The following is a 17452-nucleotide window of genomic DNA, read 5'->3' as shown; positions in this document are numbered from 1 at the left end:
ATTATTATGGCAGATATTAAATTTATGAACTTAAGTGAAAACGGTAACCCAGCTACTACAGATAGCGTTTTAATTGGTAATTCGCAAGATGGACTAAAGCGTACAACCTTAGGGACTATCGGAAACATGTTTGCGGTTCATGGTTTGCTACATTTTGAAAATGTAAAAGTCCCCACATCTACAGCATCAGGTCAAATTACAAATCCCGCTGCACAATACTGGGACGCTTCTTTTCAAGTCGCAGCCCCAAATATCACAGGTTATACTTTTAAATGCTGGATTGGATCACAAACTAATGGATTTGTATGCGGAAATTATGTGGCAGATCCGCTGAACCCTACTGCTTTAGTATGGGTAAATCAATTCCCTACATCACAAGTACAAGATGCTAATAGTGTGCAAGCAACGGCTTTATATGTAAAGAATGAATTAGCTTAAAGGAAAAGAGTGAAGAATTATGAATGAAGAAACACACGTAGAGAACAAGACAGCCGAACAAAAGAATACTACTGAAAACACAACTACATCTGCAGTTAATACTTCAAAAGCTGCAGATGAAAAAACTACTAATACTCCAGTCACTGAATCAAAACCAGAGCCTACAGATCATACGTTAAGTGACCCAGCAAACAAAGCAACTGATGTAAAACCAGCAGATCCTCAACCTGCTGAGCCAGAAACGCCAGTCTCAACGGATCAACCTAAGAAACTTGCTGATGTAACTGAAACTTCATTAGTTTGGATTAGTGGCATGGTGGGAGATCGCCAAATTGATTGTGCTGGTCCAATTGAACTTCCTTTTAAGATTACTAAACCAACTTGGCCATATACACCAGTAGAGCCTAACGTTGCATACACTAATCAAGTTTTTGATTATGATAGTGGTGCTTGGGTAGCAACTGATGCTAAAAGTCAAGGGCAACAATTAACCGATTTAGCTCAAAGAGTTCAAGATCTTCAAAAAGATAGTGAAGGCCATGATAAATCAGCTGATAGAGTTGAAAAGATGAGTGTTCAAACCACTAGAATGTTAACTAGCCTTACTCAACAAATGGCTACATTAAGTTCAAAATTAGATACTGTTTTAAATACTAAGGAAGGTGACAAATAATGCCTGATTTATTACTAGAAATATATAAAGAACAGCTTGACTGGGGTTGGATTACTTTAGATGACCTTAAAGCAAATGTAAATAGTGGATTACTTGCCCCAGATGATTTTGAAAAGATCGCTGGTCAAACATATGTAGCCTAGCAAGTTGAAAGTCGCCTAAGAAATAAACAGTACGCAAGGGCGGCTGATAGGAGAATAGTATATGAAACAAAAACTAAAGCATCTCCTCTATACTGAACACCTACAACATGAAATTTTAGCTTTAGGAATGGTTTTAATAGGACTAATTCTTATTTTTAACGATGACTACTTCTTTTGGCCACCTTTCATGATTAGCGTTTTGAATGATGATTTAGTAGGTGGCGTATTTGTAGTAGATGGCATTTTGCTTTTAAAGTGGGCATTAAGTGCTTCAGGTAAAATATATGCTAATCGTAACTTGCTTATCATGACAGCAGGGCTATTAGCTTTTGAAGCTACAGCAGAGTTTAGTCATGGTTTTATAGCCCATAAACCGCATATGTTAATAGCTGGAGTTGCTGAAACAGTTATTCTGATTTTCGTTTTTTCAATCATCGGAAAAAGTAAAAAACATAATTACTAGAGGAGGTGGTGCTGTGGAATTTATTAAGGCACTACCTTATATAGTGGGTATTTTGGCAACTGTAGGAGCTGGCATTAAGTGGCTGTATGGGGAACTAAAAGAAGAAAAGAAACATTATGAAGAGCTTTATCAACAAAAAGAAATAGAAGTTGAAAAGCTAAAAGACAAAATCAACCAGTTAAAAATTTTAATAATCAAACTTGAAGCATCTCAACGAGGTGCTTCTTTTGATAGGGAGGAAAAGAAATGAATTTCAATCATCTATTAGATTTAACAATTGTAGTTACATCAGTTGCAGCAGTCATTGTTGCTTCTATATACGCTAAACACAAGATTGCAATTGACAAGAAAGCAGCACAAGGCGACCTTTTGGCAAAGTCTGAAAAGATAATTGCTCAATCTGTAAGTCCCCTTGTCTACCAAGCAGAAAAGAGGGGAGGGGACGGCGAAGATAAGTTAACTTCCGTCGTTCAAGGCTTGTTCTTACTCTTAGATATGGCACACTTACCACACCCAACAATGAGTTTTGTAAAAGGTATGGTTGAAAAGGCTGTGACTGCGATGAAGCAAGCACAGTCAATCGCTGACACCGTTGATAAGCCTAAGACGGCCATTGTTGGCGAGTTAAAGGAAGTTAAGAAGTAGGAGGTAACATATATGGAAGTAGCAAAAAGAAATTACGGTGTAGACGTATCTAGCTATCAAGATAGTAATGTAGCTAATTATTCTGGCGCTAAGTTTGCAATTGTCAAAGTATCGGAAGGTTTAGATTATCGTAATCCTAAGGCTGGCAGTCAAGTATCTACCGCAAAGGATAGTGGTATGTTGCCAATGGCTTATCACTATGGAAGATTTAGTAGCAATAGTAACGTAGCCGTTCAAGAGGCTAACTATGCAGTTAACTCAGCTAAAGCAGTTGGACTTAATGCAGGTTCCTACTTAGCATTAGACTATGAACAAGGTAGTGGTAATGAAACTGGCGGAAATGCTGGTGATAATACTACTGCAATCCTAGCTTTCTTAGACACGATCGTAAATGCTGGCTATCAACCATTGTTATACTCAGGTGCTGCGTTGTTTAAGTCCAAGATTGATACTGGTAAAGTATTAGCAAAATATCCCAACTGCTTATGGGTAGCGTCTTATCCTGTATCTGGTGCAGTAAGTAAACCAGACTTTGGTTACTTTCCATCAATGGACGGAGTAGCAATCTGGCAATTTACCGATAATTGGCGTGGTTTAAACGTTGACGGAAACATCTCTCTAATTGACCTTAAGACTGACGGTAAGCCAGTAGCCCAACCATCTAAACCAACTATTAAGCAATCAACACCACAATCTTGGGTTGATGATATTGGCGATACTTGGTACAAGGAAGAAGGCAAGTTCTATCCAAACGGAACCATTAACATTCGCTATGGTGCTAGAACCACTAGTGATATCATTGGTACAGTAACCAAGGGTGATTGTGTTAAATACGATGCTTACAGTCGCCATGGTGGTTATGTCTGGATTAGACAACCAAGAGCTGACGGAGAACCAGGTTTCTTAGTTTGTCGTCAAGGTAACGATCCATGGGGTACGTTTAAATAGTATGGTATAATTTTTATATCAGCCGAGTGAGGCTTGATAAGTTCCTTTGAAGTTTCTGAACTTATCAGTATTAAGGAAACGAATTAAAACATGTTTTAAAAGCCACTCTGGATAATTAATTTTCTCTGGAGTGGCTTTTTTTGTGTCAAAAATAATGTAAAAAGTATAAAAATACTTTACAGAGTATATAGGTGCGGTATTATATAAGTGTAAGGTAATTAAGCAAAAGAAAAAAGAGGTATTTAAAATGAAGATTATTGAAAAAGCTAAAAATGGTCAACCAGTTTATTTACTTAAAAAATATGATGAGTTAACTAACACTGAACTTGATGAATTAAGATTCCCTTACCCTGATAGCAAGGAAGATTATAAGGATTATGCAGTGTACTATAACAAGAAGGGAGAACTTATAAGAGTTCAACCGCATGATTTTAGCGATAAAATGAAAAAAGAAATTGAAAAAAATAGTAATCAACCAAATATCTTAGATAGTATGCAAGTATTGTTTGGCAAAAAGTATAGTAAAGCTTATCAAGTAAGCAAGAAACGCCTTAACGTTTCTGATAACGAAATTAACAATGCTAGAAGAATTGTAAGAGTTAAGTAGTATGGCTATATATCACTTGAAAAATTGGCGAGATAAAGGTGGAAGTGAGCTAGATAAGGCTAAGACAATAATTGCTGACAAAAATACAAGCTTGAAAAATCTCAGTCTTTTAACAAAAATACCCTATCAATCCTTGGTTAACTATAGAGCAGAACTGTCTAAGCTAGATAGAGCAAGTTGGAAGCGGATCAACCTATTAGCCCAATCATTTGATATTGCTGAAATACAAGATAATATGACGCAAAATGATGTTAAGGAGTTACAAAGTAAGCTGCATAGCATGTTTAATGATTGGCGACAGCTGTATAGAAATGATAATTCTAGTCTTAGAATAATCAATAGCATTGAAACGATTATAACTAGTGATCCTGTTGCTTGCTTTGAAATTTTTAGGAATATAGATTAATACAGTTGATTTTTGTTTCTAAAAAATATATTATAATAGTAAATCAAGTGGTTTAATTCTTTTGAGTTTAGTTAGTAGTTTTAGACCGCGTTGTTTAAGATTGATAAAGTTTGAAGATCACTGTAGAGATAATCTATAGTGATCTTTTTTGATAACCATGATATAATATGAATGTGTTATCGCAAGGTAACACATTGATCTAACAACCATGTATAAAACTACTAATTGACGATATATAATTATTTTTGTCATTTTTCCGTTTTATGCATTGAAAAGCCACTTCGGTGGCTTTTTTTGATATAATTGTATTGCATACCTCGGTATGTTCAATTACTTTACGAGAGCTGCCTTTTGGTAGCTCTATTTTTCTATAAAAATAAGTTACTTTTCGGAAAAATCATCAAATTAATCAGTTGCTTAAAAGAAAGTATCTATGTGACTTGGACAAAAATTGCAAAAAAAAGCCTTTGACCGCTAAAATGACCGCCAAAAGTAAAATAGTATACAAATGAATATGAATATTTTTTCATTATATATAGGAAGAAAAGCAAATAAAAGTCGATAAAAACATAGTTATCTCCTGTTTGAGGCACATGAAAAAAGAGATATGCATTTTGCGTATCTCTTTTATTTTTGTTTCAATTTAACAGTTTTACTTTCAAACTTAAAAGGCCTCATAAAAGTAAGTTGATAAGCAGTTAGTTGTAAACCCTCTCCTTTTTGATAATTAGGATTGTACAGCGGATCACCAATAATAGGGGCGTTAAGTGCTGCTAAATGAACTCTAATTTGGTGTGTGCGTCCCGTTTCTAGAATAAGTTTTACTAGTGCCTTATTTTCACATTCTTTAACTATTTCATAATGAGTAATAGCCTTTTGACCATCGGATCGTACCATTCTCTTTCTTTGATCATTAGGATCATGTCCAATGGGCAAAGAAATTGTTCCACTTTGTTTTAATTGATTTGATTTAGAAACCCATGCTAAATATTCTCGGTGCAAGGTTTTATTAGTTAATTGCCGGTTTAAGATGGGAACAACGACAGGATTTTTAGCCACTAATAATAAGCCATTTGTAAGCATATCAAGGCGGTGAACAATAAAGGGACTGTAGCCTAGGTAAGTAGCACAATCATTTAATGCAGTGTTTTTTTCATTTAAATTCGGGTGTGTTTTTTGCCCAGCAGGTTTATCAATTACTAGAATATCTGAATCTTCATATACAACTTCAGGTAAACTTCCACTAGCGGTGTAAGTTTGTTGTTCACTTTCGACATGATCTAGATAAATATCAATCTTGTCACCAGCTTTTACTAAGAAATTAAGTGGTAAGTAATGTCCATTAATTAAAATCTGATTTTCAGTACGTAAAAAATGACGCCATTTTCTTGGAATTAATAATTTCCGCATTAATTCGTCAACGCTTATTGGTCCTAAATTTGCAGGATATGTAAGAAAATAATGGTATGTGGTCATCTTTTCCACCTTATCTAATTTTTAACTTTTAAAATACTATTTTTCAAATAAAGATATGCTAAAATCGTCATATTAGGTTTATTGACGAAAAGGGAGTTTTAATTTTATGCATTCCCAAAATCATGAGTTTTGGCATCGCGTACATTTAGCGATTAAAAACTTCAACCACCGCTTTCAAATTTGGCGTTGGTTAATTTTAATATTGCTGTCGGGTTGTTTGTTTGTTTGTACTTATTATACCGTTAAGGTAAAAACTTCAAACATCTCTAACATGAAGGCAGCTCTTTCTACTACAACTACTATTTATGACAATAAAAATCAAAAGGCGGGGTCACTTTATTCGCAAAAAGGTTCTTTTGTAGAATTAAGTCAGATTTCACCTTATATTCAGGATGCCGTTATTGCGACAGAAGACCGAACTTTTTATAAAAATCCCGGCTTCAGTGTTAAGGGAATGGCTAGAGCAGCCATAAGCAGTGTAATTCACCATGGTATTGTTGGTGGTGGTTCAACACTAACGCAGCAATTAGCTAAGAATGCTTTATTAACACAAAAGCAGACTTTTTCTAGAAAGTTAGAAGAGCTCTTTTTTGCAATTGAAATTAATCGTGTTTACTCTAAAAAAGATATTCTAACGATGTACTTAAACAACGCTTATTTTGGTAATGGTGTTTGGGGAGTTCAAGATGCTGCAAGGCGGTATTTTGGTAAAAATGCAAGTGATGTAACTGTAGGTGAAGCAGCTACCATTGCCGGGATGCTGAGAAGTCCAAGCTATTATAATCCAATTGACCATATGGATAATGCAATTTCACGGCGCAATGTGGTTCTGGGCTTGATGGCTGATACAGGGAAGATCTCAGAAACTCAAGCTGATAATGCCAAAAAGACGACATTAACTTTAGAAGATACATTTTCTCAAGAAGATGGTTATCGCTATCCTTACTTCTTTGACGCAGTTGTGGATGAAGCAATTGATCGTTATGGTTTAAAAGAAGAAGATGTAATGAACAAGGGCTTAAAGATTTACACCACTCTTGATACAGGTTATCAGAGTGCTTTGCAAGATAGCTTTGAAGAAAGCTGGAATTTCCCATCAAATGCAAGCGATGGAACTAAAGTTCAGGGAGCAAGCGTTGCGATGGATCCAAAGACGGGAGCCGTTCGGGCAATAGTTGGCGGAAGAGGTCAACATGTCTTTCGAGGCTATAATCGTGCCACGCAGATGAAGCGTCAGCCTGGTTCAACGATGAAGCCACTGGCCGTTTACTCGCCAGCCCTTCAAAGTGGCTATCACTACGATTCGGAGCTTTCTAATAAATTACAAAAATTTGGCAAAAATGGTTATGAGCCAAAGAACGTTGATAATCAATACTCAAATAAGATCCCAATGTATGAGGCTTTAGCACAAAGTAAAAATGTTCCAGCTGTTTGGCTATTAGACAAAATTGGTGTCAGCAAGGGTGTTCAATCTGTTGAAAACTTCGGCATTCATGTTAATAAGAGCGACCAAAACTTGGCCTTAGCTTTAGGTGGTTTGTCGACAGGAGTTTCTCCAATGCAGATGGCGAGAGCTTACAGTGCTTTTGCTAATGAAGGAAACTTACCAAATCAGTCTTACTGCATTACTAAAATTACAGATGCTAGCGGAAATGTAATTGCTCAAAATAAAAATCCTGGCAGTCATCGAATTATTTCTACTAATACAGCTAAAGAGATGACCTCTATGCTCTTAGGTGTTTTCACTTCTGGTACTGGTAGATCAGCACAGCCAGCAAACTTTAGAGTAGCTGGTAAAACTGGATCTACAGAAGTGCCAGATAGTTATGGTTTTGGTACTAAGGATCAATGGATTGTTGGTTATACTCCAGATGTTGTTTTGTCAACTTGGGTTGGTTTTGATAAGACGGATCAAAATCACTATATGGAAGGAATTTCTGAAACAGGAATTACGCACCTTTATAAGTCTGAGTTAGAACGCCTGCTTCCATATACTTCGCAAACGCAATTTAAAGAAAAGAGCGCTCAACAAATTTCTCAAGATACAGGTGCAAATTCGGACTGGCTTGGTAATATTGGAAAACAAGTACAAAAAGGAATCAATGATACTGGGTCTAAGTTTAACGAATGGTATAATAATCTTAAAGGACTTTTAGGTCAGTAAAAATAAAGGAGATTTAATTATAAAAATGGTTAATATTTATGATAATGCCAACCAAATGGCAAAGGACTTACAAGAAACTGAACAATTTAAGGATTTAAAGAAATCTCTTGAAAATTTGAAGAACAAGCCAGAAAGTTTAGACTTATACCAAAGAATGGATAAGCTTCAACAACAAATCTTGGCTGCTCAAAATTCAGGTCAACCACTTTCTGACGATGTTAAGAAAGAATATCAAAAGATTAATGAAGAAGTTCGTAATAACGACGAATTAAAGGACATGATTACTAAGGAACAAGCTCTCTTCCAAATGATTAATGATGTTCAACAAGCTATGACTAAGCCAATTGGTGATTTATACGATGATTTAAAGGCAAAATAGTTAATATGAAATTTATGCATTTAGCCGATGCGCATTTAGATAGTCCTTTTCAAGGACTATCTTTTTTGCCATCTAATGAGTTTAATAATATTAAGCAATCAACCCAAAAGTCGTTTAGTAAAGCAATAGATACAGCACTAGATCAAAAGGTAGATTTAGTTTTAATTGCGGGTGATACTTTTGATTCAGTTCATCCAAGTCCGCAAAGTCAGTTGTTCTTTAATCGTGAAGTTAAAAGACTTACTGATCAAGAAATACAAGTTGTGATGATTTTGGGAAATCACGATTATTTAAATCCAGACGAAATGATTTTGCCACAAACGTCGTATTTTAAGCTTTTAGGTCCTGATGAACAGGTAGAAACCGCAGACTTTAAGACTAAGTCTGAGTTTCCTTATACAGTCACTGGCTTTTCTTATCAACATAACCATATTGAAGTTGACAAAATTAGCGAATTTCCAAAAAGGGGCGACAATTTTACTATTGGTTTGATGCATGCTGGGGCTAAGACAACAGCAACTTATCAAAATGTCTACGCTCCATTTACAACTGCAGAAATTAAAGACCTAAATTATAATTACTTTGCCTTGGGGCATATTCATTTGCGTCAGACTTTGAGTGAGAAGCCACTAATTGTTTATAGTGGTAATTTACAAGGTAGACACATTAATGAGCAGGGAGCTAAGGGTGTTTATATCGGTACAGTAGATGAATCCACCAAAGAAATAAACCTTGATTTTGTTGAAACAGCCCCAATTATCTGGCAAATGGTGACTTTGAATTTAGATCAAGCAATTTCTCAAACAGACTTAACAAAGCAAATAATTGAAGTTTTAACTAAAAATAATACGCAGCAAACTTTATTTGGTCTGACAATTCAAGGTGCCCAATACTTAAGTGAACAAGAGCTAGAATTAATTAATGATAGTGATTATTGGCTTCAGCTTGCTAATTCTTTAAAATTTAATTCGCGACTTGTGAAAGTTTATTTGACCAATAATGAAAAACTTCAACTTAAGACGGCTGATAAAGAAGCTTTTGATCAAGCAGAGAATGAAACTTTTGAACTAGATAAGATTTATTCTTTAGCTAATGATTTAAGCAAAAAGAGCGATTATGTTGCTGATCTGTTGAAACAGCCAGAATTTATTGACGAAGTAAAAGAATTAGCACAAGTTAAATTGGGACAAAAGTTAAAGGATATGGATGATGAAACTAACCCAAATTAAAATTATTCACTTTGGAAAATTAAATGATGTAACTTTTAATTTGAACAAAGATTTAACAATCTTTTTAGGTGCAAATGAAGCGGGTAAAAGTACAACAGTTGCTTTTGTTAAGCAGGTTTTATTTGGCTTTCACTTGAGAAATAATAAATCACCCTTCTTTGAGAATTATCAACCCCTAGATCATGTAAGTCCGATGGGTGGTAGTTTGACCTTTGAAGATAAAAATGATGTTTTTGTTTTAAGTCGCTTATATGCTAAAGGCGATCCTAAAAAGGGTGTTTTGACTGTCAATTTAAATGATGAAGTCGTACCAGAAAGCGTATTTTTTGATCGAATTCAAAATATTGATGGTAGTTTTTACACTGATAGCTTTATTTTCAACCAAGATATGATGCGTGAAGTAACTGGTCTATCTCAAGCAGAGTTGATGGAACAGATTTATTTTTTAGGAGCTTCGCAAAGTCATAAATTGCTCGATTTAAGGGATGAATTTTCAAATAATGCGCAAAAGCTTTTTAAAAAGAGCGGTCGTAAACCTGTAGTTAACCAGTTAATTAATCAGATTCAAGAGCAAAAAGAAGTTTTGGCTCAAACAGATAATGAATTTAAAGATTATCGTGAACTTGAAAAGAAACTAATTGTAGAAAAAGAAAATTTAAAAAAAGTTCAGACTGAGTTAGTTAAGCTAAATGAGCAAGAACAAAAAATTAGTCTTTTGATGCAAAAATTAACCAATTTTAAACAATATCAAGAACTAAAACGCAAATTAAAACCGCTCTCTTTTTCTAAAGAAAGTTACGAAAAAGCTCAGGCTATTCGGAGTAAAATTGCGGACTTAACTAATGATGTTGATAATTTGAATAGGCAACTACAAGAAATTAAGACAAGTAGTGAACTATCTAATAAAGAGAAGATTCAAGCTTTGGTTGATTATAAGGCAGAAGTTCTTCATTGGGAGAGTGAAAGCAAAGACTTGCAAAGACAAATTGAAGCAGCTAAGAAAGATTTACAGTCTTATGACCAATTTCAACCAGAAGCTGTTAAATTAAGTAAGTTGCCTAGTGAAGCAAGAGGTCAAATAAAGTCTGATTATCAAGCTTTAAATAGCCAAAAACAAGAAGCTAATAATTTACCAGCGATTGTGTCATTAATCTTGTTAGTTGCGGGAATTTTTAGCGCAATTGCAATCAGTAACTTATTTGTTCGCTTTTTAGGAGTGATGATTGCTTTAGGTGGCCTTGGTTTATTTGTTTGGACAAGACAAAAGAATGCTCAAGCTGGTCAAAGAGAACAAGCATTTATTGAAAAGTATGGTCTTAATCCAAATACAGTTGATTTAAATAGCTTATGGAATGAAGTAGTTCAAATTGAGTCTAAGAAGCAATTGTTAATCCAATTAGATCAAGAGCAAAAATCTTTAAATGAAAAGGTTCAAGCTTTTGTTCAAAAGTTATATCCTCTTACTCAGAAAAAAATACAAACTTTTTCTGAGATTGTGAGTCAATTAAATTCACTGCAAAAAGTACTTGATCAAAGTAATTTAGCTAAGCAGCACTTAAGTGATTTAACAATTCAATTACAAGATAAAAAGAATCAACTGGCTAAAAACAAGATTAAGCTTTCTAAGCTGTTTGCAGCAAATAAAGTTGCTAACTTTGCTGAATTTACAGATTTGAAGAAAAAAGCAGAAGAGCAAGAACAGTTGAAGATGAAAATCGCAGCATTGCAAAATGATCTCCAAGCTGATCTAGCTCAGTTAGAAAAGATCGCTCAAGATCCAGATGCATTGACAGAAAATAAAGCTCAATTAGAAGAACAAATTACTCATAAGCAAGATCAAATTAACAATTTACATGCTGAAAATGCTAAGCTTGAGAATCAAATGAATGTTTTAGCAAACTCAGATAAGTATTTCGCAGAAAAGCAAAAGCTAGCTGATCTTGAATCATCGTTAAATGAAAATGTTAAAGAATATCTAGCAAATCTGTTGACTAGTAACTGGATTGCACGAGGGTTAGACTTAGCTTCAAATGAGCGTTTTCCTAAGATGCTTGAAGATGCTAAAAAGTACTTTAAGTTACTAACTGGTGGTAGATATATAGACATTGAGTTAGATAAAAAACTTAAAGTTAAGCGGGCAGACAGCAAAAAAATTGAAGTTGAATATCTTTCGCGTGGAACTAGTGAGCAGTTGTACTTCGCTTTGAAATTAGCTTTCGTTGAACAAGTTGCTGATAAGATCGCGTTACCAATTCTAATTGATGATGCCTTTGTAAACTTTGATGCCCAAAGAACAAATTATATTGTTGAATTATTAAAAGAATTGGCTAAGAAGACGCAAGTTTTGATTTTTACAGCACGTCAAGATTTAGTAACTAGTCTTGAGATGAAGCCAATAATGATAGAAAAGGAATAATCATGATAAAAAGGTTACTTGATTATAATGATGGCGAAGATATGGATTTGGTTTTGCTATTAAAAGATTCAAGTCTTCGCACTAGTAAAAATGGTAAACAATATTTAGTTTTACAATTTAGCGATTCAAGCGGCACAATTAGGGGAAATCTCTGGAATGCTAGTCAGCAAGATGCTGATACTTTTAGCCCAGGCACTATTGTTGAATTGAGCGGAAAAAGAGAAGAGTATCAGGATCGTCCGCAGATAAGAATTTATGACCTAAGAGTAGTAGGACCAAATGAAGGATATGACTTAAATCAATTTGTTCATTCTGCTCCAATTAAGCAAAAAGATCTTGAAGAAGAAATTAATAAACGTGTTTTTGAAATTTTGAATCCAACTTGGAATCGAATTGTGCGTTACTTGCTTAAAAAGTGGAATAAGCAATTCTTTTCATATCCAGCAGGTAAGTCTAACCATCATGCTGTTAGAAATGGGTTAGCATTTCATACTGTTTCAATGTTAAGGGATGTCGAAGGAATTGCTAATACTTATCCACAAATTAATCGTTCGCTCCTTTATGCTGGGTGTATTTTGCATGATATGGGAAAGGTGATTGAATTATCTGGTCCTGTTGCTACTAAATACACTACTGAAGGAAATTTGATTGGTCACTTAGTTTTAATTGATGAACAAATTATGCTAGCAGCACATGAACTAAAAATTGATGAACATAGTGAGGACTTAATGCTTTTGAGACATTTAGTTTTATCACATCATGGATTGCCAGAATATGGAGCCGCTCACAGACCGGTAGTTTTAGAAGCTGAAGTTTTGCATAAGATCGATGATTTAGATGCTACAGTTTATGCAATTACTAATGCTTTGCAGCAAACTAAACCAGGAGAATTCACTGAAACAATTAAGTCACAAGATAATCGTAGATTTTACCGTCCTAAAAATGACGAGGCTTTAGATCAAGCACCAAAACTAGAATAAAAAAATACCGAGATCGTAAAAATTGATCTCGGTATTTTTAGTGAATAAAAGTTTTATTTTGAAAGGCTATCTGATGAAACGTATTGGGAAAGAACGTTCTTTAAGTCTTTGTCTTTGATAGAAACATCAGCACGTTTAAGAACAGTAGCAATTACACTTCTCATAACGCTTTGGTCTTCAGACATTGATTGATAAATTTGGTTATCAATTTGCTTCTTGTGTTCTTTGAGAGTACCTTTAGCAGGGTGCTTAATCATCTTAATTACGTGATAGCCGTATTGAGTCTTAACTGGAGTAGTAGTGATTTCACCAGTCTTAAGCTTAAATGCAGCAGTCTTGAAGCTAGAATCTAAAGTGGAATCAGTTGAATCGAATGCAGGTAACTTACCGGCATCATTCTTAGTTGCAGTATCAGTAGAATACTTCTTAGCTAACTTCTTAAAGTCGCCACCATCTTTTAATTGTTTAATGATATCTTCGGCAGTACTCTTCTTTGAAACAAGAATGTGTTGCACAGTAACTTCTGGTTGATAATTCTTCCAAGCTTTCTTTTCTTGAGCTGGAGTAATCTTCTTGATGTGCTTTAAAGCAGCTTCAGTCAAAAGATTAGTCTTCAAGTTATCCTTAAAAGTTGAAGCAGTCATTCCATTTTGTTCAAGAACTGAGTCAAATTGACTACCATATTGTTTCTTGTACTTGTTGTATTCTTTATCAACTTGTTTTTGAGTAACGTCTTTGCCGTATTGACTTTCTAGGGCATCAGAAACAATCATGCTGGCAAGGGTAGATTGACCTGCTTGAGATTCTTTCATCTTGTTGTAGTATTGTGACTCGGTAATTTTACCGCCCTTATAAGTAACGACAGCTTTACCGCCAGAACAAGCAGTAGCACTTAAGGCAATTCCTGCAAAAGCTAAAACAGTAGCTGCTTTTTTCCATGTTTTTTTCATAAATTAATTTGCACATCCTTTGCTTAATTACAAGTTCAAATATAACATAAAAACTCTTATTATCCCAATGGACAATAAGAGTTTTCTTGATATTTATAAAAAAGACTAATAAATCTTAAGATTAAAGTTCATTTTTGATTCCATTAATTGTAGATTCTGCTTCCTTGGTTAGTGTAGAAACGTTTTCTTTCATTTGATCTACTTCTGGTTTAATTGAACTTTGAAAATTAGTTAAGCTGTTTTGAATGTCTTTAACTGATTTTTCAGCTTGTGGTAAGTCATTTATCAACTGGTCAGCAGCACTTTTGGCTTGTTTTGTGCTAGTGGCTAATGAAGTAGCGTCATTTTTAGTATCATTTAAAAATAGACGAACATCATCTTTAACTTTATGTCCAGTTTGTGGATTAGGAAGAAGAGAAATTCCTAATCCTGCTAAACTACCTAATCCTAAGCCAATTCCAAAAAATTTCATTAATTTTCTTCCTTATGTTCTTCTTCGCTTGCGCCAGAATTGCTGTCTACTTTTTCTTCATCTTGAGTAGCATCTTTAATATCGTCGTTTACGTCTTCAAGATCTTCGTTTGCTTCATTTAATTTGTTCTTAACTGCGGCAAAAACGCGATCATGATCGACAGCCTTGAATGATGCTGCAGAGAAGGCATCAACTAAATCATGAGCCTTATCTTTAAGTGAAGGACGATCTGAAACTTCAACTTTTTCCTCTTCAACTGGGCTTTCAGTTGCGTCAGTGTCTTCAGACTTTTCTTCTTCTGGTTGTTCCATTCTCTTTTCTTCTAATTCATCGTAAATTGTTTTAACGCGGTGAACTGAATCATTGAAGTTATCTGCAGAATCCTTTACATCGCTTCTAATTGAATTGCCGCTTAATGGATTCTTGGCGTATGATAATAAGCCACCTGCAACTGTACCAGTAAGAATTCCTAATAAAAATCCAGACATAATGTATACCTCTTTATCTATTCAATAATTTTTAACTTAATAACCATCTTTATTGTACCGCATTAAAGGAAAAATTACTGATATTATAGATTGTTTTTGATAGCGTTTGCAACTGCTTGGTAGTCTGCTTCTGAATATTGATCTGCATTGTTTACATGAGGAGTAGAGATTGGATCATTTTCACTTCTACGTGGAATTAAGTGAATGTGGGAATGCATAACAACTTGTCCTGCAATTTCACCATTATTTACTTCAACATTTAATCCTTTAATAGTCGGATCAGACTTTTTAATTGCTTGTGCAACAACTGGAATATATTGTAAAAAGCGAGCAGCGTCTTCTTGACTGTAGTCAAAGAGGTTAACCAAGTGCTTTTTAGGAATAATTAGAGTATGTCCTTTAGTTACTTGAGAAATATCAAGAAAAGCTTTGACGTCATCATTTTCAAAAACTGTGTAAGAAGGAATTTCTCCTCTAATAATTTTACAAAATAAACAATCCTTTTCTAATTCTGTCATGAATAAGACCCCTTTCTTAATGAAAAGAAAATTTAGTTTAACTTATGTTCATGCTATCATAAATATGTATCTTATTGCAGTAGAGAGGAAAAAGTAATGACACTTAAAATTGAGAATTTAACCGGGGGCTACTCTGGAATTAATGTCATTAAAAATGTAAATTTAACGATTGAACCTAGTCAAGCTGTTGGTTTAATTGGACTAAATGGTGCCGGTAAATCAACGACGATTAAGCACCTGCTGGGATTACTAAGAATGCAAAAAGGCAAGATTACTTTAAATGGTATCAGCTTAACTGAAAATCCTGCTGAATTTAAAAAGATGGTTGCTTATATTCCAGAAACGCCAATTTTATATCCAGAATTAACTTTGAAAGAGCACCTTGAGTTAGTGATGCTTACTTATGGTTTAGATCATGATCAAGCATGGGTAAGAGCAAAAGAATTATGTAAGATGTTTCGTCTGGAAAATAAACTTGATTGGTTGCCAATTAACTTTTCTAAAGGAATGAAGCAAAAAGTAATGATTGTAACCAGTTTTTTAGCAAATGCAGACTTGTTAGTAATTGACGAGCCCTTTACGGGTCTTGATCCTTTAGCTGTAGCTAACTTTATTGATCTAGTTAAAAAAGCTGTTGCTGATCAGAAAATGGTTTTAATGACTACTCATGTTCTAGCTGAAGCTCAAGAAGCTGTGCAAACATTTGCGGTACTCAATAATGGCACAATTGAAACTGAAGGTAGTTTAACTGAAATTAGGCAGTTTTATGGCTTAAAGCCTAGTGATTCATTTGATCGTTTGTATCAAATTTTAAATCAGAAAACGGTGAAGAAGCATGACTGATTTAATTAAAAACAGACTCAATAAAAACTTTAAAAAGCAAATGCACTATCTAACTTTGGTTTTTAATGACTTTTTTATTTTAGCTCTAATTTTCCTATTTGGAGCTTTAATGTTTTGGTATGCGCAGAATATTAAGAAGTGGCCGAATAATCTTTGGTTTTATAAGCCGCTTTTAGCCTTGATTTGGACTACAACTTTAGGAATTGGTCATTTTGCGACTTTATTTGATAGGGCTGATGAACATTTCCTTTTCAATCAAGATGATGAAATGAAGAAATATTTTAAGCCATTATATATGCATAATATGATTCTGCCGGTAGTTTTAATTATTTTGGTATCAGGTATTTTATTGCCGTTTGCGACAATGAGGGCTGGTTTTTCAGTTGGCGACCTTGTATTTATAGTAATAGGATTGATTGCAAGTAAAGACTTACAATTTAAGTTGATTGTCAGAAGTTTTTATTTTAATAAGCATGATTACTACAATACTTGGCTTTTTTTAGGGATTAACTTTTTAATACTCTATTTATCTTTTTTAGGATATTATCCAAATCCAATTATTTATTCGAATTTAGCAATTGCAGGTTGGATTGGAGTGGATTATTTACCACGTGGTAAAATGTTTGACTGGTACAAAGCTTTAGACTATGAAGAAAGACGAGTTGACTTACTAAATAATTTCTACAGTATGTTTACTGATGTACCAGATAAGAAAGTTCGAATCGCTAGAAGAAAGTATTTAGACTTCTTAATTAAAACTGAAGATCAGACACCGAATACTTTTATTTATCAAAGAGTGTTATTAAGGGATCCAGAATATAGCAATTTATTGATTAGAATGGTGCTCTTTTCAATTTTATTAATTGCTTGTTTGCAAGATGCACGCTGGGCAATTGCTAGTGGTGCTTTGATTATTTTCTTAACGCTTTATCAGCTGATTCCTCTAGGAACCGTTTATGAACATAATATGATGTATCATGTAATGCCAATTCCGCTGACCTCAAGAGGAGAAGCACTAAGAAAAGTTTTGCAAAAAGGAATGCTACTTGAATGGGGATTAATCAGTTTAGCAATAATTATTTTTTCTCCGCAAAAATTAGAAGCAGTTGGTGGCATTATTGGTTTGCTAGCTTTGACATTCTTGTTGCTATATTTCTATTTACCAAGTAAAATTGAACAGTTATTTAAAAAAGTTAGATATTAGGTTGTGAAAA

The 17452-nt window shown here is 34.3% G+C and carries 21 protein-coding genes; 16 read left to right on the top strand and 5 right to left on the bottom strand.

Annotation, left to right across the window (positions count from 1 at the left end; genetic code table 11):
• Positions 1–6: 6 nt before the first annotated feature.
• From F3I00_RS07600 to F3I00_RS07560, 9 genes are all read left to right on the top strand, one after another.
• Positions 7–438: a hypothetical protein gene (locus F3I00_RS07600; RefSeq protein WP_159311047.1), complete on the top strand. Its 432-nt coding sequence runs from the start codon at positions 7–9 to the stop codon at positions 436–438.
• A 19-nt stretch (positions 439–457) separates the two neighbouring features.
• Complete coding sequence (locus tag F3I00_RS07595) at positions 458–1111, top strand: hypothetical protein (protein ID WP_035422715.1); 654 nt, start codon at positions 458–460, stop codon at positions 1109–1111.
• The gene (locus F3I00_RS07590; RefSeq protein WP_100215364.1) at positions 1111–1254 is read left to right on the top strand and encodes an XkdX family protein; all 144 of its coding nucleotides are present in this window, start codon (positions 1111–1113) and stop codon (positions 1252–1254) included. The genes F3I00_RS07595 and F3I00_RS07590 overlap by 1 nt, the downstream gene beginning before the upstream one ends.
• A gap of 61 nt (positions 1255–1315) precedes the next feature.
• Entirely contained in the window at positions 1316–1717 is a 402-nt protein-coding gene (locus tag F3I00_RS07585; protein WP_003656253.1) for a hypothetical protein, read from the top strand.
• Positions 1718–1730: 13 nt separating this feature from the next.
• Positions 1731–1967, top strand: coding sequence for a hypothetical protein (locus F3I00_RS07580; RefSeq protein ID WP_159311046.1), 237 nt, complete (start codon positions 1731–1733; stop codon positions 1965–1967).
• Complete coding sequence (locus F3I00_RS07575) at positions 1964–2362, top strand: phage holin (protein WP_065169680.1); 399 nt, start codon at positions 1964–1966, stop codon at positions 2360–2362. The genes F3I00_RS07580 and F3I00_RS07575 overlap by 4 nt, the downstream gene beginning before the upstream one ends.
• A 12-nt stretch (positions 2363–2374) precedes the next feature.
• Positions 2375–3310 (top strand): GH25 family lysozyme, encoded by a 936-nt coding sequence (locus F3I00_RS07570; protein WP_159311045.1) that lies wholly within the window; start codon positions 2375–2377, stop codon positions 3308–3310.
• Between the two features lie 247 nt (positions 3311–3557).
• On the top strand, positions 3558–3917 hold the full coding sequence (locus F3I00_RS07565; protein WP_159311044.1) for a hypothetical protein: 360 nt from the start codon (positions 3558–3560) through the stop codon (positions 3915–3917).
• 1 nt (position 3918) lies between these two features.
• Positions 3919–4323, top strand: coding sequence for a hypothetical protein (locus F3I00_RS07560; protein WP_159311043.1), 405 nt, complete (start codon positions 3919–3921; stop codon positions 4321–4323).
• Between the two features lie 627 nt (positions 4324–4950).
• Here F3I00_RS07560 and F3I00_RS07555 read toward each other — a convergent pair.
• A complete protein-coding gene (locus F3I00_RS07555) occupies positions 4951–5799 on the bottom strand; it encodes an RluA family pseudouridine synthase (RefSeq protein WP_020806782.1) in 849 nt (282 codons plus the stop codon).
• Positions 5800–5905: 106 nt separating this feature from the next.
• Between F3I00_RS07555 and F3I00_RS07550 the strand changes: the two genes are divergently transcribed.
• The 5 genes from F3I00_RS07550 to F3I00_RS07530 are packed head-to-tail and all read left to right on the top strand — an operon-like array spanning position 5906 to position 12967.
• Positions 5906–7963: a PBP1A family penicillin-binding protein gene (locus F3I00_RS07550; protein ID WP_020806781.1), complete on the top strand. Its 2058-nt coding sequence runs from the start codon at positions 5906–5908 to the stop codon at positions 7961–7963.
• A 25-nt stretch (positions 7964–7988) separates the two neighbouring features.
• Complete coding sequence (locus tag F3I00_RS07545; protein ID WP_003646880.1) at positions 7989–8342, top strand: YlbF family regulator; 354 nt, start codon at positions 7989–7991, stop codon at positions 8340–8342.
• Positions 8343–8347: 5 nt separating this feature from the next.
• A complete protein-coding gene (locus tag F3I00_RS07540; RefSeq protein WP_020806780.1) occupies positions 8348–9571 on the top strand; it encodes a DNA repair exonuclease in 1224 nt (407 codons plus the stop codon).
• A complete protein-coding gene (locus F3I00_RS07535) occupies positions 9552–11987 on the top strand; it encodes an AAA family ATPase (RefSeq protein WP_020806779.1) in 2436 nt (811 codons plus the stop codon). The genes F3I00_RS07540 and F3I00_RS07535 overlap by 20 nt, the downstream gene beginning before the upstream one ends.
• A gap of 2 nt (positions 11988–11989) precedes the next feature.
• Positions 11990–12967, top strand: coding sequence for a 3'-5' exoribonuclease YhaM family protein (locus tag F3I00_RS07530; protein ID WP_159311042.1), 978 nt, complete (start codon positions 11990–11992; stop codon positions 12965–12967).
• 53 nt (positions 12968–13020) lie between these two features.
• Here the strand turns inward: F3I00_RS07530 and F3I00_RS07525 are convergent, their stop codons facing one another.
• The 4 genes from F3I00_RS07525 to F3I00_RS07510 form a co-directional block, all read right to left on the bottom strand.
• A complete protein-coding gene (locus tag F3I00_RS07525) occupies positions 13021–13917 on the bottom strand; it encodes a peptidylprolyl isomerase PrsA (protein WP_003648324.1) in 897 nt (298 codons plus the stop codon).
• Positions 13918–14038: 121 nt separating this feature from the next.
• Positions 14039–14389, bottom strand: a complete 351-nt coding sequence (locus F3I00_RS07520; protein ID WP_020806777.1) for a YtxH domain-containing protein — start codon at positions 14387–14389, stop codon at positions 14039–14041.
• The gene (locus tag F3I00_RS07515; protein ID WP_020806776.1) at positions 14389–14877 is read right to left on the bottom strand and encodes a YtxH domain-containing protein; all 489 of its coding nucleotides are present in this window, start codon (positions 14875–14877) and stop codon (positions 14389–14391) included. Before F3I00_RS07515 ends, F3I00_RS07520 begins: the two co-directional genes overlap by 1 nt.
• 83 nt (positions 14878–14960) lie before the next feature.
• The gene (locus F3I00_RS07510) at positions 14961–15395 is read right to left on the bottom strand and encodes an HIT family protein (RefSeq protein WP_020806775.1); all 435 of its coding nucleotides are present in this window, start codon (positions 15393–15395) and stop codon (positions 14961–14963) included.
• Positions 15396–15491: 96 nt separating this feature from the next.
• Between F3I00_RS07510 and F3I00_RS07505 the strand changes: the two genes are divergently transcribed.
• Together F3I00_RS07505 and F3I00_RS07500 are read left to right on the top strand one after the other, a co-directional pair.
• Positions 15492–16238: an ABC transporter ATP-binding protein gene (locus tag F3I00_RS07505; protein ID WP_020806774.1), complete on the top strand. Its 747-nt coding sequence runs from the start codon at positions 15492–15494 to the stop codon at positions 16236–16238.
• On the top strand, positions 16231–17442 hold the full coding sequence (locus tag F3I00_RS07500; protein ID WP_065169710.1) for an ABC transporter permease: 1212 nt from the start codon (positions 16231–16233) through the stop codon (positions 17440–17442). Before F3I00_RS07505 ends, F3I00_RS07500 begins: the two co-directional genes overlap by 8 nt.
• The last annotated feature ends 10 nt before the right edge of the window (positions 17443–17452 follow it).

The organism is Lactobacillus sp. JM1, assembly GCF_009834385.1.
Lineage (GTDB): Bacteria > Bacillota > Bacilli > Lactobacillales > Lactobacillaceae > Lactobacillus > Lactobacillus paragasseri.
This window is presented reverse-complemented; position numbering and strand designations above follow the sequence as displayed.